The sequence below is a fragment of the Paenibacillus cremeus genome (assembly GCF_007786445.1).
Taxonomy (GTDB): Bacteria; Bacillota; Bacilli; order Paenibacillales; family NBRC-103111; genus Paenibacillus_G; species Paenibacillus_G cremeus.
On sequence record NZ_VNJI01000034.1, the window covers coordinates 54,201 to 76,074 of the forward strand.

The window sequence follows — 21,874 nt, forward strand, 5'->3', positions numbered from 1 at the left end:
TGCGCTGCCTCTTTTACCAATCTAGCCCTGAGTCAAAGGGATAATAGAGAAAAGGACTCTTGCGAAGTACCACCCCTCGCTCCTCAAACGCAACAAAAAACACCGCAAATTCCTCGAAAGGAATCTACGGTGTTTCTTCATCCATTACCCTGCCTACAGTGAGCCCACCGAACGGGCCTCCTGCTCTTGCTCCAAATCTCGCTCCAGCAATGTAATGTTCGCCCCGAGCGACCGGAAGCTGCCGATCACGTCGTCATAGCCCCGCTCCAAGTGCTCCACACCCGTGATGCGAGTCGCGCCTTCGGCCACCAGCCCGGCTAACACCAGGCATGTACCCGCCCGAACATCGGTCGCATGCACCCAGGAGCCGGTCAGCGGCCGCCCACCGCGAATAAACGCGGTTTCCTGCCTGACCTCAATGTCCGCGCCCATCCGTCTCAGCTGCGGCACGTGATTAAACCGGTTTGGGTACACGCGCTCGGTGACAATGCTTTTGCCCTTCGCCTGCGTGAGCAATGCGGTCACCGGCTGCTGCAGATCGGTGGCAAAGCCCGGATACATCGAAGCTCGTACCCTAGTCGCGCGAATGCCGTCCTGACCGTACGCGGTGATGCTGCTCTCGTCCATCTCGATGCCTAGACCGACTTCTTTCAGCTTGGCGATACAAGAGCCCAGATGCTCCGGAATGACATCCTGCACCGTCACACGACCGCCTGTAATGCCGGCCGCCATTAAGAACGAGCCGGCAATGAGCCGGTCAGGGATGACGGCATGGCCTCCGCCGTTTAAGTATGGCACACCTTCGATGCGAATGCGGTCCGTTCCCGCGCCATAAATCCGCGCCCCTAGCCGATTGAGCAGCGTAGCCGTATCGACGACCTCCGGATCGACCGCCGCATTGTACAGATTGGTGCGGCCTTTGGCCCGGCAGGCAGCGAGCAAGCTATTGATTGTCGCCCCTGAGGTGATCGTGTCAAAATAAATATCGGTACCCCGAAGCTCAGCAGCTTCGACGACGTAATAATCTTCATGAAACACTACTTTTGCACCCAGCGCCTGAAACGCTTTAATATGCTGATCGATCGGACGCGAAGAGAAATCGTCTCCGCCTGGAAACCCAATCGTCACACGGCCGAATTTGGCGAGCAGTGCCCCTGCAAAATAATACGAAGCGCGGTATGCCGCCGCTTTTCCCGGATCAATCACGGCGCTGTGAATCCAGCGGGGATCGATGACCACATCTCCATTACTCTCCCGCCGAACCTCTAAACCGATATCCTGCGCGATGCGGGCGATGACTTTGACATCATCAATTTTCGGAATCCCCTCGAGTGTGACCACATCGTCAGCCAAGCATGCTGCTGCCAGCAGGGCTAGCGAGCTGTTTTTGGAGCCCGGGATTTGTACACTGCCAACAAGCGGTCCTGCCGATTCTACTTGAATGTATCGCATCAAAGTACCCACCTTCGGAAGTTACTGTAACGTTCTATTTTTATTTGGAATCCATTTCCAATACATAGCCGCTGCCGCGAACCGCACTGATCAGGAACGTGTCCTTGCCATATTTTTTACGAATTCGGTACACTAGAGCGTTGAGCTCATCCATACTGACATCGGGAATACCGTCCACCCCCACCGTGCGCTCCGGCCAAACGCTCTGTTTGATTTCTTCAATCGGCACCAGCCGATTGGCCTGCTCATACAGCAGCTGGATCAGCAAAAACTCTTTCTCCGACATCGCAATCCGTTTGCCGCCGACAGTGCATTCGTGCTTTTCCCAGTGAATCGTCAGCGGAGGCTCAACAGGCACGGTCAGTCGCTGCGTCACACTGAGCGGCTCCAATTCCAGCGTCTGATCGGCAAAAATATATGAAAAGTGGATGACCGTCATCCCTTTGGCCAGTTTAATAATATCGAACGACTGCAGCGGATAGGGCTTATGCGGCTCTGCGCGAACGCCATTGATTTCTGTGCCGTGCCGGCTTCCCAGATCGTAGAGGACGGCTTTGTCCCCTTCTTTGCGAATCAAGAAATGCTTCCGCGACAAGAACGCATTCGTAAAAGCAAAATCCGGCGAATAATCGTTGGACGCTCGACCGATCACGGTTTCAGAAGCGGCCAGATTCAGACATGTCCCAGGCCTGAACGGCTCGCCTCGAATCACATACAGACAAGCGAAAGTATCCAAGTTGCGTTCCCTCCCGAGCCTTCTTGATGTTAAGAACATAGCTCCAAGCTCTTCCATTGCGAAAATGAATCCATTCCCTATCATATCCATTTTTGGCTTCAAGGTAAATACTTTTGCGCTGACGTGTCGCTCACAAGTCACTGACAGCCTATTATCAGAGACAATCGCCTTATGATATAATACGAATGATTTAGGACCTAATCATACTACGGGGGAGTTTCCTTTTATGCCGCTGCTCATTCGCCTGCTGACGACTGCCCTCTGGTCGCTGGCCCTCCTGACGTTCCAATCGTCGGAATTTATTAAACCGCTTACACCCAAGTCTCCTCCCGTCATTGAGCAGAAAACCGACTGGTCGAAGGAAGAACTAAGCAAGCCGCCCAACATCATCATCGTGCTTAGCGAAGCGTTCTGGGACATCACTCAAATGACCAATTTGAAATTCAGCGAGGATCCGGCTCCATTTTTCCATGCGCTGCAAGAGCGGTATACCCATGGCACGATGCTCTCGCCCATGTTCGGCGGAGGTACGGCGAATGTCGAGCTGGAGGTGCTGACCGGTCACTCGTACCGTTTTTTCCAGGAAGGGTCGATCGTTTATGAGCAGTACATCAAGCAGCCCACCGCCTCCCTGGCCACTATCCTCTCATCCCAGGGGTATAAGGCGACGGCGATCAGCCCGTTTTATAATTGGTATTTTAACAGCTCGGAGGTGTACAAGCATCTCGGGTTCTCCAAATTTATCAGCTTGGAATATTTCAATCCCGATGAATATGTCGGGCCTTATATCGGCGACCATGCGGTGGCCAAACGGATTATTGAAGAAAGCGAGAAAAATCCGGGTCCCGATTTCATCTTTGCCAATACGATGGAAAATCACTATCATTATTGGCCGGGCAAGTTTAAGCGCAATACGATCGATGTTTCCGGAACGGGCTCGAATGAAGCTCTGGGCATCGCCGAAACCTACGCACAAGGCATGCGGGGCGCTGATGATATGCTGCAGGAGCTTGTGACCCATTTCAGTCAGGTGAAGGAGCCTACGGTGCTTGTATTTTTCGGTGACCATCTGCCGTCGCTGGAGCAGTATTTGGTGTACAAGGAGTCCAAGTATATTACTGGGGAGGACGACCCCGATTTCTTGGAAAAAATGCACAGCACGCCCGTCATCGTATGGAACAACTATTTACCTCCGGGACAAACGGATGAGCTGCATATCAGCCCTTCGTTCCTAAGTCCATACATCCTGCATCTGGCGGGCCGCAAAGGCAGCGCCTATACCGATTACTTATCTGAGCTGTCGAAGAAGATGCCGATTGTCCCGCCGGAGGATCATTATGAGGCTTACCACATTGACGTGGATCTCGTGAAAGAGTATGAGGCGCGGCAGAATGCGATTTTGGAGGCAGAGAAAAATAATGCGTTGGCGAGCGATCCGCCATTTACGCTAGGCTACGGCGATCCGGTGGTCAAGCAGATCACGCCCGAGGCAGTCACGGTGCGCGGCGACACCTTCGGCAAAGCACAGCTGACGCTGCGCGGCGGCCGCTTCGGCCTCGGCAGCACCGTGTTCGTGAACGGGCAGCAGCTGCAGAGCCAGTGGCAGAGCGAAGAGACGCTGACCGTCTCGCTCCCGAAGGAGCTGTATGCGAAGCCAGGCAGGTTGGACGTGCAAGTGAAGACGATCGACTCGAAGAACCACGTACTCGGTCAATCGCAAGTCCTCACCGTTCCGGTGGTGGAGAAAACAGCGGCGCCGTAGCGCAGCTCGGCTAAATGGCAAGTGGCTATCCCATCTGGTTTAAGAAAAACCTGATTGGGATAGCCACTTTTTTAGTTTGTGAGGTAAATTTACCGCTCTTGAGGCCGGATTGCGCGGCTTCGGGCTCATAGTAAGGGATATTCACCTTACTTTGGCCGGTGCGATGACTTGTCGGCTTTATGCCTAAAGCTGTCGAAACATGCGCTTGCCCGGGAAATGTAGGGTTTGCGCGAGATGCCAGCTCCCCTGCAGGGAGCGCGGCAAGCCATCACACCCTACTCCTCACGGTACCAGAGGCTGCGCAGCTCTTCGTTCGTCTCAAGCAGCTCCTCAAGCTTGCCGGAGGCATCCACGCGCCCGTTCTTGAGGACGATGATGCGGTCGGCTTGCGCGAGGGCGGCTTTACGGTGGGAGACGACGAGGCACGCGGCGCCCTGCCGCTGCGTCTCGATGCGCTCCCAGAGCTTGCGCTCGGTATCGACGTCGAGCGCGCTTGACAGGTCGTCGAAGACGAGCAGCTCCGCCTCGCGGACGAACATGCGCGCCGCCGCCGTCCGCTGGGCCTGCCCGCCGGAGAGCTTGACGCCCCGCGGGCCGATGACCGTCTCGAGCCCCAGCGGCAGCCGCTCGAGGTCCGGCTCCAGCACGGCCGAGCGGATCGCCCGCTCGAGCTGCCCCTGCTCGGGTACCAGCCCGAGCAAAATATTGTTCGCCAGCGTATCGCTGTACAGCCGCGGAATCTGCGGCGTGTAGGCGCTGCGCGGCGGCACAAAGAAATCGCCCGGGGCGCCCACCGGCTCCCCGTTCCAGCGCAGGTCTCCTGCCTGCATCGGCAGGAGACCGAGCAAGGCGCGCACCAGCGTCGTTTTCCCCGAGCCGACCCGGCCCGTGATAACGGTAAACGACCCGCGCGCCAGCGTCAAATCGACCCCCTCGACGCCGCGTCCCGTCTCGGGGTATCGATAGGTTAAGCCCCGCACCTCCAGCACGTCCAGCTCCTGCCCCGGTGTCAGGCGAGCCTCCGCCTCCGGCTCCGGCAGCGTTCCCCGCAGATAAAGCGGGTGGTACTCCGTCAGCTTCGTCGGCTCCGCTCCTTGTAGCAGCGTCTCCAACCGCCCCTTCGAAACCGTGCACTGCTTGAAGTAGGTTAGAAATTTACCAAAATTCTGGATAAATTGCGTAACGAAGTTTAAGTAATAGACGAATAAGGCAAAATCCCCGACGGTAAAGCTGCCGTCACGCATCGACTGCGCGGCAAGCAGCAGGATGAGCCCTGTCCCGATATTGACTGCATTGGAGAACACGGAATCCAGCATGGAATTCATCAGCTTATCCTTCAGCATCGCTTCCCGGCGATTCTCGTTCAATGCTTTGAAGCGGTCGATAACGCGATCCTCGGCGCCGGCCACTTGAATCGACTGCACCGAGCTGAACATCTCGCTGATCGCGCCCGTCACTTGGCTTGTCGCCTCCCGGCTGGCAGCGCGGTATTTTTGCAGCATAGCGGTGGACAGCTGTGCGATCGAGACGACCACAACCAGCGGCAAAAAGACCCACATCGTCATCTGCGCATTAATGCGGATCAAGATGAAGCAGGACACCGCCGCGAAGCACGTCATCGCAAATGCGTCAACTGACCAGCTGACCGTTTCCTCCACCTGATCGACGTCATCGCGAAACGAGCTGATCGCCTCGCCCGGCGAGCAAGGGATCGCCTTGGCACCCGGCTCCTTCAGCACGTGCCGCAGCAAATTGCGTCGCAGCAGCGCCCCGATGCGAAAGCGAAACTGAACGTCCGTTATGAAGCCGAACACGATCAGCACCACGCGGGCGAGCGCCGCCGCCAGCAGAAGCGCGATCAGCGCCCCGACACCGAACCCATACGGTGAGCTGCCCGACAGCAGATCGAAGAACTGCTTCGTGAGCAGCCCGGGCACAATCGGAGCCAAATAGATGAGCGTCCAAGCCAAAGCATTCAGTATGTACAGAATTAGCCGATAGCGCGTCAGCTTCCACAAAAATGCGAAGGTCGTCATACCAGCATCTCCTCCAATCCTACCCGCAGCATCTGGCTGTACCGGGATTCCGGATCGGCGCCGAGGTGTGCCCGGTCGCCGTATTCCACAATCTGTCCGTTATCCAGAATGAGGATGCGGTCTGCACGCTGGATCGTTGCGAGGCGGTGCGCAATAATGATGCAGGTCCGATCCACCAGCAACCGGGTGATCGCCTGTTCAATACGCTGCTCCGTGGCCGGATCGAGGCGCGAGGACGCTTCATCCAGAATGACCAACCCCGGGTCGGATAAAAACACGCGGGCAAACGACAGCAGCTGTGCTTCCCCCGCGGACAACCCGCCGCCGCCCGATTCCAGCAGCGTATCGAGTCCGCTGCGAAGCGAGCGGAGCCATGGCTCCATGCCTAGCTCGCCCAGCACCTGTCGGACACGGTCATCGCTGATCGACTCGTCAAAAAACGTCAGGTTATCCCGCACCGACCCCTGAAAAATTTCAATGCTCTGGGTCACCATACCGACGCGGCTGCGAAGCTCCTGCAGCTTGGCCTCGCGCAGCTCCTTGTCACCGAACCGGATGCTGCCTTCCTGCGGGTCGTAGAAGCGGAGCAGCAGCCGAGCGAGCGTCGTCTTGCCGCTGCCCGTGCGCCCTAGAAGGCCCAGTACCTTGCCCTTCTCCAGCACAAAGCTGACGTCCTGCAGCGTCGTGCTCTTCTCGTCATAGCCGAAGCTGACGCGGTCGAACTCGACCGGCAGCGGACCCGAGTCAATCGGCACCCCAGGGCCGTCCTTGATCTCGGACTCCGTCTGCAGCAGCTCACGCACCCGCATAATGCTGGCGTCCGCTTTTTGCAAATCCTCCATCTGCGTGCGGATATTCTCGATCGGTTTGGCCATCAGCTCCGTGTAATAAAAGATCATATACACCGTACCCAGCGTGATCGAGCCTTGCTTCCATAAATAATAGCTGAGCGCAAACGCCACCGCGTTGCCGATTGCGAACACGATCAGCGTCGTGATCCACATCATCGCCCAGCCAAAGAACGCTCGGACCCGAAGCGGCAGCCATTCACGGATCAGCGTATGAAACCGGTGCATCACATACCCGGTCGCCCCATTGGCGCGGGTGTCCTCGGTGCCCTCCAGATGCTCGCCCAAGAAACCGTAGAACGTCGCGCTAATCTGCCTCATTTTTCCCCAAAAGGGCACGGCGAACTGACGAATATATTGAATCGCCCAAATCGCAAACACGACAAACACGAGCATCCCGGCACCAATCAGCCAGCCTTCCCGGAACAGCAGCACCAGCATCCCGGCCACCAGCAGCAAGTTGCTCAGCAGCGTAATGACGAAATGGGAAAAAAAGTTCGCCAGGTTGTTGATATCCCCGTCCACCCGCTCGATAATAACTCCGGAGGTTTGAGACTTGTGAAAATTCATATCCAGCTTCAAGCAGTGGGACGCCACGTCCCCCCGCAGCTGATTGGTGGCGATCCAGCCTACGTTTTCCCCGACATAGGTAGACAGCACCGATACCACCTGCTGCAGCAGCGTCACCCCAATGAACAACCCGGCTGCATACAGCAGCGGTCGGGAACTGGCTTGCGATTGCGCCGTGTCGATGAAATAGCGGATAATTTGCGGATTGACCAGCTGCATCCCGATGCCGCCGATCAGCAAAATGCTGAGCCAAACGATGCTTCTCCACTGCGGCTTTAAATACCGCTGGAGCAGAAGGGTGTACTCCCGAACCGGTATTTTACCTGTTAGCCTCTTCATGTGTCCGATCCTCCCAAGTGTCCCTCGCAAGCTCCGTTACGAACGGAGTCGGCTCGCCGAGCGAGTACAAACGCAGCTGGTGCATTGCCCGGGTGCAGGCCGTGTAAAAGAGCTTCCGAACTTCCTCCCTACTGTACTGCGCCTTCGAGGCATTGTAAAGGATGACTGCATCGAACTCCACCCCCTTCGCCAAATAGGCGGGAATGACCAGCGTGCCCTGCTCAAAGGACGGGGAGCTCTTGGTAATGAGCCTTAGCTCCAGCCGCTCACGCAGCGCTTCATAGGCCGCGGCACTTTCTTCCGCGGATTGAGCGATGATCGCGATTGACGCAAAGCCTTCGGCGCGAAGCGACTCGACATCGCGTGCGATCTCCTCATGCAGTGCGTTTGTACTATGCACTACCTTCATCGTCGGCTTCTCTCCGCTGCGCTGGAACGGCTCGATCTCCTCTCCGCCCGGCAGCATGCCGCGGGTAAATTCCACAATCTCCTGCGTTGAACGGTAGCTGCGCGTCAGCCGGATGATCTCGGTCTGCTCCGGTCCATAGAGGGCCACGATCGGATCGAGCTCGTGCAGCACGGAGCCATGCGCGTAGATCGCCTGGTTGATGTCCCCCAGCGCCGTCATCCGGGCCCGCGGGAACAGCCGCTTCAGAAACTCCAATTGAAATGGAGAATAGTCCTGCGCCTCATCCACAATGACGTGACGGACCGAAGTGTTGGTTTGGAAGCCCAGCAGCAATTCGCTTAAATAGAGATACGGCGTCGCATCCTCATACGCCAGCTCCGAGCGCTCCAGCCGCTCCAGCGTCTGCTTGCAGATATGTGACCAAAGTGGCGGAAGCTCGTTTGAAGCGATCAAGCTGCGACCCACGCCTTCCTCCTGAAAAAGCTGCCGATATAGCGCCTGCACGTGCACAAAGCGCAGGTTTTTGATGCGATTTTTCACCGGCTTGATCTGCTCCTGAACGATCATACGAGCGAGCAGTTCCTTTTCCTTCTCGAAATCGTCGAACGACACCTCACGGCCTTGAGCTCGATTCATACGGCGCATTTTACCGTAAGCCCGCTGGTAATCCTCCGTGCTGAGCAGCTCGATCTCTTCTTCGACCCAGGCTTTTTTCCACTCATCTTTTTCGAACGACGCCAGCTGCTCCAGCAGCCAATCCCGCAGAAGAACGATCCGATTCGGCAGCCGAATCGACCGATCGTACGAGTAAAACCGTTCCTTGATCGTACCAGCTGCAACTACCGTTCGCCCGCGGAACCGGATGGAGCGGAATGCCATTCCCTCCTGCCCAAGCAGCTCGTAATACGCACGAATCGCATTCAAGTAGCTTACCGACGATTTATATCTAATCCCTTCCATGCGGGCCGCATAGTCCGGGTCGTTCACTCCCGAGAGCACGTACTCCAGCTGCTGGAATGGGTCCTCCACCTCAAAATCTTTGCCGAGCCGGTGCTGCAAATACTCCTGAAACGTCGTCTGCTGCATATTTTCTTCCCCGAGCTCCGGAAGCACGGTCGATACATAGCTGTTAAACAGCGGGTTCGGCGAAAACAGCAGCATCTGATCCGCCTTGAGCGTCTCCCGATGCTTATAGAGCAAATACGCTACGCGCTGCAGCGCCGCCGATGTTTTGCCGCTCCCAGCTGCGCCCTGTACAATCAGCATTCGGTGGCTGTCATCGCGGATAATCCGATTTTGCTCCTTCTGAATCGTGGCCACGATCGTTTTCATCTGCGCATCGGAGCTGCGGCTGAGCACCTGCTTCAGCAGCTCATCTCCAATCGTGATGCCCGTATCGAACATCAGCTTGATCTCATGCCCGCGGATGACATACTGCCGTTTGACCGTCATCTCTCCTGCGACATCGCCGCCCGGAGTTTGATACACAGCCGGACCCGGCGGGTAATCATAATAGAGACTCGAAACCGGCGCACGCCAGTCGTAGATCAAAAACGTATCGCTCGCTTCATCGACGAAGGAAGCAATGCCAAGATAGATCGGCTCCTCCTTCGGCTCTCCAGCCTCTCGAAAATCAATCCGCCCAAAATAAGGCGAATCGATCATCCGCCTCAGCTTCGCAGCCGCCGCCGCGGAATTCCGATAGCTGCGCTCCCGTTCGGTCAGGACATCCGCCTGCTGCTTGATGCTGAAGTACGTGTCCATGACCTCTTCCATATTGCTAAAGTTGAGGGTCACTTCATCCCAAAAGTGCTTGCGAATGTCCACCATATCGGCTTTGGTTTCCCCAAACTGAGCTTCCAGTCGCTCGACCTGTCCGGCGATCTTCGTGGTCACCTCATCCACCCGTACTTGCTCTTCCCGCCAATCTTTCTCTGATATGCTCATCGAATCACTCCTCTTTAAGCGAATAATCATCAGGTTTGACAAGTAAGCGCCATGGTGTTATAATTACTGTAGATAAGTATTGTTTCATCCCGTCTATCTTCAAAAAAAGAGAGACCAAAACATATTGTAGCACCCGCAGCTGCCGAAATCAACGGGGCTTTTTTTGTTTTTCCAGATTTAGACGATTGTTATGCAAAATGCCGAAAAAAAAGAAAAAAACGGAGGATTCGCTCCTCCGCTTGCTTACAGTTCTTTGCGCATTCTTACGTGCATGATGCCCGCTTCTTCAAACGGCTCCGGTGAGATCGTCACATACCCTAGCTTCTTGTAAAAATCCTCCGCGTGCGTCTGCCCGTCCAAAATGACGGCTGGAACGCCCTCCGCCTGGATATCTTTCTCCATCGCATCAATAATGAGTCGCCCGATCCCCTTGCCCCGGTACGGCTTCAGTACCGCAATCCGCTGCAGCTTTGCGGTTTCATTATTGTACATCCGCCAACGCGCGGCACCGATCGGTACCCCTGCCTCATCGCGCACCAGGAAATGCTTGCTCGCCTCCGGCGATGCGTCAAACTCGTCCAGCTCCAGCTCCGGCGGAACCTGCTGCTCTTCGACAAACACTTCCACACGGACGGAAAAGCATTCCTGTAATTGATCTTGTGTATGTACCTTGATGATTTCCACTTGCGTCAAGCTCCTTATAGATGATCTCATTAGACTTCTTCATTATAGCATAAAAGCCTTTTTAAAAGCCTCCATCACCCGGTCTTTATTGAACGGCTTCACAATAAAATCGCTGGCCCCCATCGTGATCGCCTGAATGAGCAGCGCCTGCTGGCCCATCGCCGAAACCATAATGACCTTCGCGTTCGGATCCATCTTTCTCAGCTCGCTGAGCGCCGTAATTCCGTCCATCTCTGGCATCGTGATATCGAGCGTGACCAAGTCCGGCTGGTGCTCCTTGTATAGTGTCAGCGCTTCCAAGCCGTTGCTTGCTTCTGCGATTGTTTCGTACCCGAGCTCTTGAATCACGTTTTTCAAGATCATTCTCATAAATAACGAATCATCGACGATCAAAATTTTCTTCACGTGTTCTGGGCCCTCCCAATCACATACTTAATGGTATAAATAAAAAGACCTCCCCAATATGCCAAAAGGGAGGGCTGATCTCGAATGTTTCCTCATATCCTTCGGCAGCTGGCTGACATAGCGTAACACGTTAGTCCCTTTAGCTTTGCGTCCCTGGTTTTCACCAAGTTTGCCACTTCGTCGATTTAGCGAGTTTCAGTAGTATTATAGCATCCTGCAGCGAAAATACAAGTAAAATGATCTTAACAATCGCCATTTCGTACTTGCTGTTGATATAATAGGAGCTAGAGCCCAAAAAGCGGAGAGGATGAGCCAAAATGAACGAAATTCGATGGGGAATCATTGGATGCGGCAATGTGACGGAGGTCAAAAGCGGTCCAGGCCTGCAAAAAGCAAACGGGTCGAGGCTGACGGCAGTCATGCGCAGGAACGGAGCGCTTGCTGAAGATTATGCCAGACGTCATCAGGTGCCCAAATGGTACGATCGTGCCGAGGCTTTGATCTCGGATCCGGAGGTCGATGCCATCTACATAGCCACACCGCCGTCCTCCCATATGCCGTACGTGCTGGATGCAGCCAAGGCCGGTAAACCGGTCTATGTGGAAAAGCCGATGGCCATGAACGCAGCGGAATGCGAAACGATGATGCAAGCTTGCCATGAGGCGGGGGTGCCTTTGTTTATCGCCTACTACCGGCGGGCGCTGCCGCGATTCCTGAAGGTCAAGGAATGGCTGGAAGACGGGGCGATTGGCGATATCCGCACGGTGCTGACCACACACCTGGCGAAAACGCACCCGAGGGACTTGAGCGGGGACGCCGAGGTCTGGCGGGTGCAGCCGGAGCTGTCCGGCGGCGGGTATTTCGTCGATGTGGGCAGCCATACGCTGGATCTGCTCGACTTCCTGCTCGGACCGATCGCAGAAGCGCGCGGCTTCGCCTCCAATCAGGAGGGAATCTATGCGGCAGAGGATATCGTAAGCGGATGCTATACGCTGGAGTCCGGTGCGCAAGGCGTAGGAACCTGGTGCTTTAATGCGGGGATGAATTTGGAGCAGAACGAAATTATCGGCAGCAAAGGCCGGATTGTCTTTTCCACGTTCGCGGAAGCGCCGATCCGGCTGATTCGCGAGAGCGGCATCGAGGAGCTGTTCATCGACCATCCGGCTCACATTCAGCAGCCCCTCATTCAGACAATTGTAGACGAGCTGCTGGGCAAAGGACATTGTCCGAGCCGACCTGAATCCGCGATGCGCACGAGCCGCGTGATGGATGCGATGCTGCAGAATTATTATGCCAAATCGAATTCCTAGTAAATGAAAGAAAAAGCGGCCCATGTTTGTGTTTCAGCACACCATGAGCTGCTTTTTCTTGGTTTATCGCGGATTCTCCTCGAGCGGAAAAGCCATGTTCCACGTATTCTTCGCGTCGGAGAAGCCCTTCACCCCATCCGATACCGCGCCGAACAAGTGCGTCGGCCGCCCGTCTTCAAACAACAGGAAAGGCCGCTCCAGATTGCCGAGCATGGTACGCGTACCGTCGTCCCATACGATGGAGCGCGAATAAGCATGCGGGGTGTCGGAGAGCTCCCAGCGCAGCCCATCGATTGAGCGGGCGTGGATGCCGCCGTATTTTTCCCCGCAAATGTTGCCGTCCATATCTTTGGCGATCAGCTCGTACCCATCTGAGCTCTTCCATACAAAAGGATCCTCGAGGTGATACTCCGACGAGAAAATCGGACCCTCCTGCATGACTCGGTACGGCCCTTCATAATGGTCTGCGCGTGCGGCGCCGATTGTCATTTTGCCATGCTCGTGGCCTTCATACTTGCGCGCCTTGTAAATCAGCAGCACCGAGCCATCTTCGCTTACGCTGGGCGCCGGGTTCGACGTCAAGAAGCTGTCGAACTTTCCCGGACGCGTTGAAAGAATCGGCGCATCGCGCCGGGTCCAAGGACCGAACACGCTGGGCGCAGTAGCCAGTCCAATCCGCTTGTTCGCGCGAGCTACGATCGTCTTCGGGTCCTGCAGCCCCTCGAAGGTGTCCGGATTCGGCTCTGCTAACGGATGTGTCGAGCCCATATAGAACAAGAGGTACGTGTCCTTATGCTTGACGATATGCGGGTTGTGCGTGCTTCGCCCATCCCAATATTCCGCTCCTCTGGCCGGCAGGACGATCTCCTGAAATTCATAAGGTCCTTCCGGCGTGTCGGACACCGCCCGAACAATCTCCGAAGCTACAAGCCAGCCGGGATGCATCGGCAGCGTCTTCGGCCAGCGGGAGGCGAACATGTGATACTTGCCGTCCTCGCCTTTCACGACCGAGCCGCACCACACCCAATACCCTTCCATGCGAAATCCCCCGTCTTTTGGAGCGGGCAGCATGTTCCATTTCATCATAGACATCCTCCTCTATCATTTGCTTCATCATAGCGCGGTTTGAAAGCGTTGGATATGCGTTTTTTTACGGTGGGATATGGTTTTTTGCTATCGATTCGTTCCAAGCCTCCCTTGAATATCTATGATCATAGTTTACCATCTGTGCAGAGAAGGTGAGATGCGGTAAATCCACAGGAGTTTATTGATGCCCTTATTCCCGCGGCGGTGGAGGATCAACAGGACAGCGGGGTGCTTGCCTCCATTACGATTGCGCAAGCCGCCCTGAAGACGGGATACGGCCAGTTCGCCAAAGGCAACAACCTGTTCGGGATAAAAGCCACCGGCGACGAGCGAGCCGCCAATCAACCGACCGCGGAATACATCAACGGGCAATGGATCCAAACCGTGGACAATTTCCGTGCCTATGACAGCTGGGCGGACAGTGTGCACGACCATAGCGAACGCTGGCTTCTTCGAGCACTGCCGAGCGTTGGATTACGCTGGTGCAGGCAGCAGAGGAAGGAGGATGGATTCCGATGATAAAAAAACGTACGGACTAAGGATGGTTCCTCGGTCCGTACGGCTGATACATAGATATTATAAGGACACGTTCAATGCGCTAACTTGCAGAGCTTGCAGCGATACCTTCTCGCCCTCTGGATGGCTGATCTTCACAGTCCGACGCTCTCCCGGCAGCAGGTCGAAGAAATTGTCGCTGAAGCGGATATTGCCCTGCGGCAGGTCTAACTTGACCATGCGCGCCACGCTTCCTACAGCTTCGACTGTAACGGTTTGCTCCTCTTCGTTCACCTCGGTCTTCAAGGCCGCGGCCGGCATGCGCAGGTCCTTCGGGTCCCGCAGGTAGTACACGTTGTCCGGCGCCTCAAAGCCTTCGGCCGTCAGCTTGACGATCACGTCCTCTGCGCTGCGGCCATTCAACGCGTTCGCCTCGGTTACGCTGCCCAGCTGCACCGCGCCATTGCTTGGCACCTTCGCATCGAAGGCGGTAGAGTACACCTCGGCACCGGCAAAATCATACACCGACAGCCGCACCTTGCCCTCGAACGCTTCAACGCGGTCGTTTACGACCCAAACGTTCAGCGGCTGACCAGGCTCATGCTCCAGTGACAGCAGCAGCGGGTGGTAAAACTTTTTCGCGTAATGGAACGACGCTTTCGGCAGCAGCTCGTAATCGATCAGCGACCAGCTTGTCCCCGGCCAGCTGTCGTTCAGCTGCCATACCAGCGAGCCGCTCGTGCGATGCTTGTTGCGGCGGTAGTGCTCGATGCCGTATTTGAGCCCTTCGGCCTGCGTCAGCATCGAGTAGTTCATGTATTCCTCGATGTTCTGCGGGATGCCGGTGAACCCTTCCATCAACAGGATGCCCTTCTGATGGTTGGTATCCTTGTTCCGGTACGCCATCTCGACGCTGCCCCAATAAAACTGGCCGTCAGGGATGTTTTTCTCCAGCGTATATCGGTTGGCTGATGCATGCATACCGAACTCGCTGCTGAAGAGGGTGAAGTCGTTCTTGTAGTTTTTGAACGTAACACCTTGAATGCTGTAATCAAGCAGCGGTGCTTCGCCGAACTTACGCGGGTACACCGAGCCGTGCCAAACCTGCCAGTTGTGTCGGTCGCCGACATCCGGGTCGTTGGCGTCGTTGCCGCCAAACGGAGAAGACGGCCAATAAGCGCGGCTGTCATCGTATGCCTCAAGCACCTCCGGAAGAAGCTCGTGATAGATCGCTTCCCCGTAGAATGGGCAGGTAATGTCGCCGCCGGAGGTTTTCATATCGTACAGCCAATCAATCTCATTGTTACCGCACCAGAGCGCCAGCGAGGCATGATTGCGCAACCGCTTGACGTTATACACCGCTTCCTCGCGTACATTGGTCATGAAATCGCGGTTAAAGTCAGGGAAGAGCGCATTGGCAAAAGCAAAATCCTGCCATACCAACACTCCGCGCTTATCGCACTCCTCATAGAATACGTCCTTCTCATAGATACCGCCGGCCCAAACGCGAAGCATGTTCATATTAGACTCGACGGACAAGTCGATCAAATCGCGGTAACGGGCATCCGGAATCGCCCCGATCAGATGATCGGCCGGAATCCAGTTCGCGCCCTTGGCAAACAGCTTGACCCCGTTCAAGATAAAGGCAAACGCGTTCTGACCCAGCTCATCCTTCAACTGAAGCTCGATCATACGGATCCCGAACGACGTCCGGTAGGAATCCACCAGCGCTCCACCTGCATAGAGCTCGACTTCCACTTCATATAAGTATGGCTCGCCTAAATCATGCGTCCACCACAGCTGCGGATCGGTCACGTTCATATCGACGGTTCCGTGGCTGCCTTTGACCGGAATGCGTGCGCTAGCCGCAAGCTTCCCTTCGCGGTTCAACAGCTTGACCAAGCACTCCCGGCTATGTTCTCTGCGGTATGCCTTAACGTCTACATCGACGCGCAGCGTAGCTTCCTTAGCATCCGCTGCCAGTGTACGGACAAATACGCTGTCCAGCTTTGCCCAGCGCTTGCGCTCAATTCGGACGTTGCCCCAGATGCCGACGGTAACCATGCGAGGACCCCAGTCCCAGCCGAAGTTCATCGCCGCTTTGCGCAGCCATGGACGCTCCTTCGTATAAGAAGACCATTGAAACAGCTCTTTATCCCGGTTGTGCAAATACAGCGGATCGAACTTCACCGCAATCGCATTTTTGCCGCTGCGCAGCACTTTCGTGACGTCGAAGGTGTGTGCCATCAGCATGTTATCGGTTTGGCCAATCTCGAGACCGTTCACGTAGATCGTCGCAAAGGTGTCCAAGCCTTCGAAGGTGAGCTCAAACCTCTCATCCGGATTCGTCCCTTTGTCATAGTCGAACTGTGTCCGGTACCACCATTCCTTTTGCTCGATCCACCGGCTCTTGGCATCGTTATGCCCGAAGTACGGATTATCGATAATGCCGCGTTCGATTAGCGCCGAATGTACGTCCCCAGGTACCTTCGCCGTAATCCAAAATCGGTCGTCCAGACCGGCAGCTGCAACCTCCAGCGGTCTCATTTGTCCCACATCGTAAGGCTGAATTCTCCAAAGGCTATTCAGAATCATCGGTTCTCTCTCCCTTTATCCTCCCGATATTCGCTCGGTGTTTTGCCTGTAATCTTTTTAAATAATTGGCCAAAATATTTGACATCCTCATACCCGACCTCCGCAGCAATCTCGCTGACCTTGGCCGGGGACATGGTCAAAATTTGCATTGCCCGGCGAATGCGCTGCTTCGTGACGAAGTCACCAAAGGTCATGCCGGTCTCTTTCTTGAACACTTCGCTCAAGTGGCTCGGATGCAAGTGCACATGCTTCGCTACCTGCTGCAGCCCCACATCGCTCCCCAGATGCTCCTCGATATAGGCCATCGCTTTCTGCGCATGTGTCGCCTGCCCTTCCGCCAGCCGGGTGTGGTACAGCTTCATGACCGAATACAAATGCTGAAACAGTGCATCCCGAGGAAACGCCCGCAACTGGAACTGAAAATGCAGCGCCCCATCCTCCGGCGTATTCCCGCGACCGGTCGCCGTGAGCACACGCTCCAGCCACCGGTGCGCCGACAGCGCCGCCGAGCGGACGGAGGCTTCCAATGATTCCAGCGTCATCTGCGGATCGTCGAGCTGGCTTTGAATAAATTGCTGCACCCAGCCTTTGAGCTTCACCGCATCGCCCTCCAGCAAAATGGAAGACAGCTCTCGCTCCTCCTCCTGCGTGCAGACCGTTTTACCGCCCTTGCGCTGCGCGATATCGGCATAGTCCAGCACCTGCTGATTCACCAAGCCTTCGTAGCCCAGCGTATATTCTGCAGCTGCGAACGATTCGTGCAGCGCCTCCGGCTTCTCCACTTGCTTGCCGACCGCGAGGAACAGGTTACACTTCAGCATGGCTTGGATTTTCGCTAAATAGGAGCTCCACTGCCGCAAGCTGGCGTTCTGCCTCTCATCCGCCCGGATCGCCATGACAATGCGCTTTTTCTGAATCAGCGTTTCGCATGGCAGCAGCTCGCGGAGCATATTCTCCACTGCGAACAGCAGCAGCGCTCCCGAAGACGGCGACTCCTCCCAGCCCTCGGCAGTAATGAGAATAACCTGATAACGGTCACTCCCATCGAAGGAGGTGAAGGGCTCCTCCAGCCGGGCCAAAAATACCTTCTGCAGCTCCGGGCAAAGGTCGTCCGTGTCGCCCTCGATCACCCACCGCTCGAACATCCGGTCGCGGGCTTCCTTGCTTTTGAACAGCTCCTGGCTGCTGGCCGCCCGTCGTTCCTCTACCCGCTGCTTGGCGCGCAGCACCGTTTTAATGATTTCCTCGGGCTTGCTCGTCTTGAGCAAATAATCGCCAACCTCTTGGCGGATAGCCTGCTGCGTATAGGTAAAATCGTCATAACCGGACAAGATGATCACTTCCAGGTCCGGAAGCACCTGTCTGGCTTCTTCCGCCAGCTGCAGGCCGGTTTTGCCGGTCATTCGAATGTCGGTAAGCAAAATGTTCGGCCGCTCCGAAGGGATGCGCTCCATCGCTTCCTCAGCAGACGCTGCCGGTACGAGCAGCTCAAGGCCCAGCTCATCCCACTTGATCACCTTCGCGAGTCCTGTCCGGATAATGACTTCATCATCTACGATCATGATTCTCATGGGCTGGCCTCCAATATCGGAATCGAGAACGAAATCCGTGTACCCGCGTTCGGCCGGCTTTCAATCACCAGCTGCGACTCGGCGCCGTAATGCAGCTGCAGCCGCTCATTCACATTGCGCAGGCCGTAGCTTCCCGTACTCGTAGTCAGCTCATTTTCTTGTGGCTGCTGCAGATGACTTAGCAGCGTCTTTAGCTTCTCCTCGGACATGCCTACGCCGTCATCCAGCACATGAAAGCCCATCCGGTTCCCCGTTCGCTCGACATACACTGTGATCGTCCCCCTTCCTTCTTTTTTCTGGATGCCATGAATCATTGCATTCTCAACCAAGGGCTGGAGCAGCAGCTTCAGCATAAATTTCTCCTGCAGGTCGGGATCGACCACACATTCGAGATCGAATTTGTCCGGAAAACGGATCGACTGCACGCGCGTGTAATTTTTGATATGAGCCAGCTCTTGGTAGACCGGGCAATAGTCCTGCCCTTTATTCAAGCTGAACCGCAAAAAATCGCTGAGCCCCTCCACCATGTCCGCGATCCGCGCCTCATCGTTCATGAGTGCGATCCAGTGGATCGAGGACAGCGTATTATACAAAAAATGCGGGTTGATCTGCGCCTGCAGCGCTCGTAAATCCGCTTCCTTTTTCCGCGTCTCGCCTAAGATCACCTGCTCCTTCAGCGTCTCGATCTGTCGGCCCAGCAGGTTGTAGCTCTCCGCGAGCCTTCCGATCTCATCGGACGCTTCCGGTAGGTAGACCGGCAGCGGCTCGTTCGGATCGATGCGGGTAAGCAGACGCGTAAGAACAGTGAGTGGATTCGTCACACGTTGAACGAGGAAGATGATGAGCCCGGCATTCATCAGCACGGTGAGTCCGACCGCTATCGCAGCCAGCTGCAGGATATAACGGCTTTGCGCGCTGTACAGCTCGAACGGGATGATGCTGATCAGCGTCCATCCAACCGTCGGCTCCTTAACATACAGCACCGTTTTCTTCGTGCCGTGCAGGCTGTAGGTCACGCTGCCGCTAACCGCCGGGTCGCCGCTGAGCTGCGCCGCTTCACCAGGAAACAAGGCCTCCAGCGGCTTCGCCAGCCAGCTCTTGTCCGTCGCGGAAAGAATGACGCTCTGATCATTCAGCAGCGCCACCTGCCCTTCGCCATAGCCTAAGGTTGGAACGGACCAATAGCGGGAAAGGACCTGCTCATCCAAGCTGATCGCGAGCCACCCCAGCGTCTGATAATTGTCGGTGCTGCGCAGAGGACGCACAAACGTGATCACCTTGCGGTCACCGGCATAGTTGCGGATCGCATACAGCTCCGTCCACATTTTGCGCTTCACTTCATGAATGTTGACATGCTGCTCTAGCTCCGAATCATAGATTGTCGTGGTCGATAGCACCGGATCCGAGCTTGCAGGGTAAATCGTGATATTGGAGATGTACTCTTTGGAGCTGACCAAGTTCGTAGTAAAGCCCAGAATCCGGGTTGCCGTAGCGTTTTTATCCTCGTTCGGATTGCTCAAATATTGCTGAATATCCCGCTGCCCGATCAGAAACAGCGACATGTTCTCCACATCCTGAAGCACGAACTGGAGCTTGCCTTCCATCTGCAGCAGCGTGTTGATCCCGGATTGCTTCGTCTTTTCCTCCGTCGTCTTAGAGGAGATCATAAACGAAAATCCCCCCAGAAAAAGAAGGGGAATGAGTGTGGATACGAGCATGATCACCGATAGCTTCCGCTGCAAAGAGTGTCTGACCCATCGCCTGATGCCCACTGTTCTCCCCCTCGTTCCCCGTTCAATTCTGTTTATATAACGATTACCCTTTAACCGCGCCGGCCGTCATGCCTTTCATGACCTGCTCCTGGAACATCAGGTAGACGATAATCGTCGGAATGACCGCGATCGTCATCGCTGCCAGTGTTAAGCCATAGTCTGTCTGATTGCCATCAGAAAACGTAGCAATCGCTAGAGGCAAAGTCTTCAGACTCGTTTTGCTGATAAAAACCAAGGCGAACGAGAAATCGTTCCAAAAGTGCAAAAAGCTAAGAATTGTCACCGTCGAGAGCGCCGGAAGCGAGATCGGCAGCATCACCCGCAGAAACACGCCCCAAAGCCCGGTTCCGTCGATAAACGCCGCTTCCTCAATTTCCTTCGGCACCGAGGTAAGGTAGGCTGTGAGCACGAAAATCGCCGTCGGCAGCGCAAAGGCCGTATAAGGCAAAATCAGCGCCCAATACGTGTTCAGCACCGACATTTGCTTCATGAGAATAAACAGCGGAACGAGCGTGCTGTGAATCGGAATAAGCATTCCGACTACGAAAAAGCCCATGATCCAGCCCTTGCTCTTGAATTGGAAGCGAGCCAGGACGAAGGACGCTAAAGCGGAGATGAACAAGGTAACCGCCAGCGAGCCGAGCGAAACGATCAGCGAGTTAATGAACGCGACGCCCATCTTGGACGATTTCCACGCTCGAGCGAAATTCTCAAGCTGCCACGTCTCCGGCAGTCCGAACGGACGGTTGATGAATTCGGCATTCGTTTTGAACGCGCTGATGAACAGCCAAAACAATGGATATAACGTTAAAAGTCCATAGATGATCAGGAACAGCCAAAATATGCCTTGTCTCCATTTTTTCACTGAAGCTCCCCATTTATGTGAAGAGGCCGGATTGTACTGCGTCATAGTGTTTTCCAACTGGTTGTCCTCCTTTCCTATTTCTTCGCTCTTCTGCTCGTGATCCACTGGCTGGTGCCGATGAAGAGCAGGCTGATGATGATAATCGTCGTCGAAATCGCGCTCCCGAAGCCGTAACGGTATGACGAGAACGTGGAGTTATACATGTAAATGGCGAGCAGCTCCGTAGCATGCGCAGGGCCGCCTTTGGTCATCACATAGACCAGGTCGAACGACTTCAAGCTGCCGGAAATACAAAGTACGATCGCTACCTGCACCGTGCTCCAAATCATTGGAAGCGTAATGTTGAGCAGCTTGGTTGGGCCGGAAGCTCCGTCAATCTTCGCCGCATCGTGGATTTCACCGGGGATATTTTGCAGTGCGGAAATAAAAATGATCAGGTACAAGCCGACAAAGCTCCAAATGAGCGGCGGCGTCAGCGAGTAAATGGCGATCTTCCCATCCGACAGCCACTGCAGCTTCCAGCTGGACAATCCCAGCTTATCCAATAGGAAATTCAAAATCCCGATTTGCGGATGGTAAATGTACTGCCAGATCATCCCGATGATGACCGAGGACAGCACCATCGGCATAAAAATCGCGGAGCGCAAAAACCGTTGCAGCCCATTGCTCTTGTGGAGCACGATCGCCAGCACGAGCGCCAGCGGCACTTGCCCGAACAGCGAAGCGAGGACGAAGATGATGTTATTTTTCAGTGCGCGCCAAAATACCGGATCGTGAATTACTTCCACGTAGTTCTTGAGCCCGATGAACTTGGCCGCGCCGATCCCTTTCCAATCGAAGAAGCCGTAGTAGGCAGACCAGATGACTGGCACAAACACGAACAGCGTATACACGAGCATCGAGGGCAGTAGCCCTAGCGTCATAAACCGACGGACTCGCAAAGTATTCATTCGAATCATTCACTTCCTTCTGTGAAATAGTTAGCCCTCCGC

The 21,874-nt window shown here is 55.3% G+C and carries 16 protein-coding genes and 1 riboswitch; of the genes, 3 read left to right on the plus strand and 13 right to left on the minus strand.

Going from position 1 to position 21,874, the window contains the following annotated elements; genetic code table 11:
* Positions 1-153 precede the first annotated feature (153 nt).
* Positions 154-1,452 carry a UDP-N-acetylglucosamine 1-carboxyvinyltransferase gene (gene murA, locus FPZ49_RS22950; RefSeq protein WP_144851439.1) on the minus strand — a complete coding sequence of 433 codons (1,299 nt, stop codon included), beginning with the start codon at positions 1,450-1,452 and terminating at the stop codon, positions 154-156.
* A gap of 40 nt (positions 1,453-1,492) precedes the next feature.
* Positions 1,493-2,188, minus strand: a complete 696-nt coding sequence (locus tag FPZ49_RS22955) for an FHA domain-containing protein (RefSeq protein ID WP_144851441.1) — start codon at positions 2,186-2,188, stop codon at positions 1,493-1,495.
* Positions 2,189-2,414: 226 nt separating this feature from the next.
* Between FPZ49_RS22955 and FPZ49_RS22960 the strand changes: the two genes are divergently transcribed.
* Positions 2,415-3,950 (plus strand): LTA synthase family protein, encoded by a 1,536-nt coding sequence (locus FPZ49_RS22960; RefSeq protein WP_144851443.1) that lies wholly within the window; start codon positions 2,415-2,417, stop codon positions 3,948-3,950.
* 275 nt (positions 3,951-4,225) lie between these two features.
* On the opposite strand, the gene FPZ49_RS22965 is transcribed toward FPZ49_RS22960, so the two are convergent.
* The 5 genes from FPZ49_RS22965 to FPZ49_RS22985 all read right to left on the minus strand — a co-directional run bounded on the left by FPZ49_RS22965 (position 4,226) and on the right by FPZ49_RS22985 (position 11,188).
* Positions 4,226-5,986, minus strand: coding sequence for an ABC transporter ATP-binding protein (locus FPZ49_RS22965; RefSeq protein ID WP_144851445.1), 1,761 nt, complete (start codon positions 5,984-5,986; stop codon positions 4,226-4,228).
* Positions 5,983-7,743 (minus strand): ABC transporter ATP-binding protein, encoded by a 1,761-nt coding sequence (locus FPZ49_RS22970; RefSeq protein ID WP_144851446.1) that lies wholly within the window; start codon positions 7,741-7,743, stop codon positions 5,983-5,985. The genes FPZ49_RS22965 and FPZ49_RS22970 overlap by 4 nt, the downstream gene beginning before the upstream one ends.
* The gene (gene helD / locus FPZ49_RS22975; protein ID WP_144851448.1) at positions 7,724-10,099 is read right to left on the minus strand and encodes an RNA polymerase recycling motor HelD; all 2,376 of its coding nucleotides are present in this window, start codon (positions 10,097-10,099) and stop codon (positions 7,724-7,726) included. The genes FPZ49_RS22970 and helD overlap by 20 nt, the downstream gene beginning before the upstream one ends.
* A 243-nt stretch (positions 10,100-10,342) precedes the next feature.
* Complete coding sequence (locus tag FPZ49_RS22980; protein ID WP_144851450.1) at positions 10,343-10,813, minus strand: GNAT family N-acetyltransferase; 471 nt, start codon at positions 10,811-10,813, stop codon at positions 10,343-10,345.
* Between the two features lie 12 nt (positions 10,814-10,825).
* Entirely contained in the window at positions 10,826-11,188 is a 363-nt protein-coding gene (locus tag FPZ49_RS22985) for a response regulator (RefSeq protein ID WP_144851452.1), read from the minus strand.
* Positions 11,189-11,288: 100 nt separating this feature from the next.
* Positions 11,289-11,372: riboswitch (cyclic di-GMP riboswitch) on the minus strand.
* 133 nt (positions 11,373-11,505) lie between these two features.
* On the opposite strand from FPZ49_RS22985, the gene FPZ49_RS22990 reads away from it, so the two are divergent.
* Complete coding sequence (locus FPZ49_RS22990) at positions 11,506-12,498, plus strand: Gfo/Idh/MocA family protein (protein WP_144851454.1); 993 nt, start codon at positions 11,506-11,508, stop codon at positions 12,496-12,498.
* Positions 12,499-12,561: 63 nt separating this feature from the next.
* Here the strand turns inward: FPZ49_RS22990 and FPZ49_RS22995 are convergent, their stop codons facing one another.
* Positions 12,562-13,584: a glycoside hydrolase family protein gene (locus FPZ49_RS22995; RefSeq protein WP_261381553.1), complete on the minus strand. Its 1,023-nt coding sequence runs from the start codon at positions 13,582-13,584 to the stop codon at positions 12,562-12,564.
* A 204-nt stretch (positions 13,585-13,788) separates the two neighbouring features.
* Here FPZ49_RS22995 and FPZ49_RS23000 point away from each other — a divergent pair, with 204 nt between their 5' ends.
* Complete coding sequence (locus FPZ49_RS23000) at positions 13,789-14,103, plus strand: glycoside hydrolase family 73 protein (RefSeq protein WP_261381554.1); 315 nt, start codon at positions 13,789-13,791, stop codon at positions 14,101-14,103.
* A gap of 57 nt (positions 14,104-14,160) precedes the next feature.
* Here FPZ49_RS23000 and FPZ49_RS23005 read toward each other — a convergent pair whose 3' ends face one another.
* The 5 genes from FPZ49_RS23005 to FPZ49_RS23025 all read right to left on the minus strand — a co-directional run bounded on the left by FPZ49_RS23005 (position 14,161) and on the right by FPZ49_RS23025 (position 21,832).
* The gene (locus FPZ49_RS23005) at positions 14,161-16,674 is read right to left on the minus strand and encodes a beta-mannosidase (protein ID WP_144851458.1); all 2,514 of its coding nucleotides are present in this window, start codon (positions 16,672-16,674) and stop codon (positions 14,161-14,163) included.
* Positions 16,671-18,245, minus strand: a complete 1,575-nt coding sequence (locus FPZ49_RS23010; protein ID WP_144851460.1) for a response regulator transcription factor — start codon at positions 18,243-18,245, stop codon at positions 16,671-16,673. Before FPZ49_RS23010 ends, FPZ49_RS23005 begins: the two co-directional genes overlap by 4 nt.
* On the minus strand, positions 18,242-19,912 hold the full coding sequence (locus FPZ49_RS23015) for a cache domain-containing sensor histidine kinase (RefSeq protein ID WP_315899202.1): 1,671 nt from the start codon (positions 19,910-19,912) through the stop codon (positions 18,242-18,244). Before FPZ49_RS23015 ends, FPZ49_RS23010 begins: the two co-directional genes overlap by 4 nt.
* A gap of 148 nt (positions 19,913-20,060) precedes the next feature.
* Entirely contained in the window at positions 20,061-20,927 is an 867-nt protein-coding gene (locus FPZ49_RS23020) for a carbohydrate ABC transporter permease (RefSeq protein ID WP_144851486.1), read from the minus strand.
* 29 nt (positions 20,928-20,956) lie between these two features.
* The gene (locus FPZ49_RS23025; protein WP_144851462.1) at positions 20,957-21,832 is read right to left on the minus strand and encodes a carbohydrate ABC transporter permease; all 876 of its coding nucleotides are present in this window, start codon (positions 21,830-21,832) and stop codon (positions 20,957-20,959) included.
* Positions 21,833-21,874 lie beyond the last annotated feature (42 nt).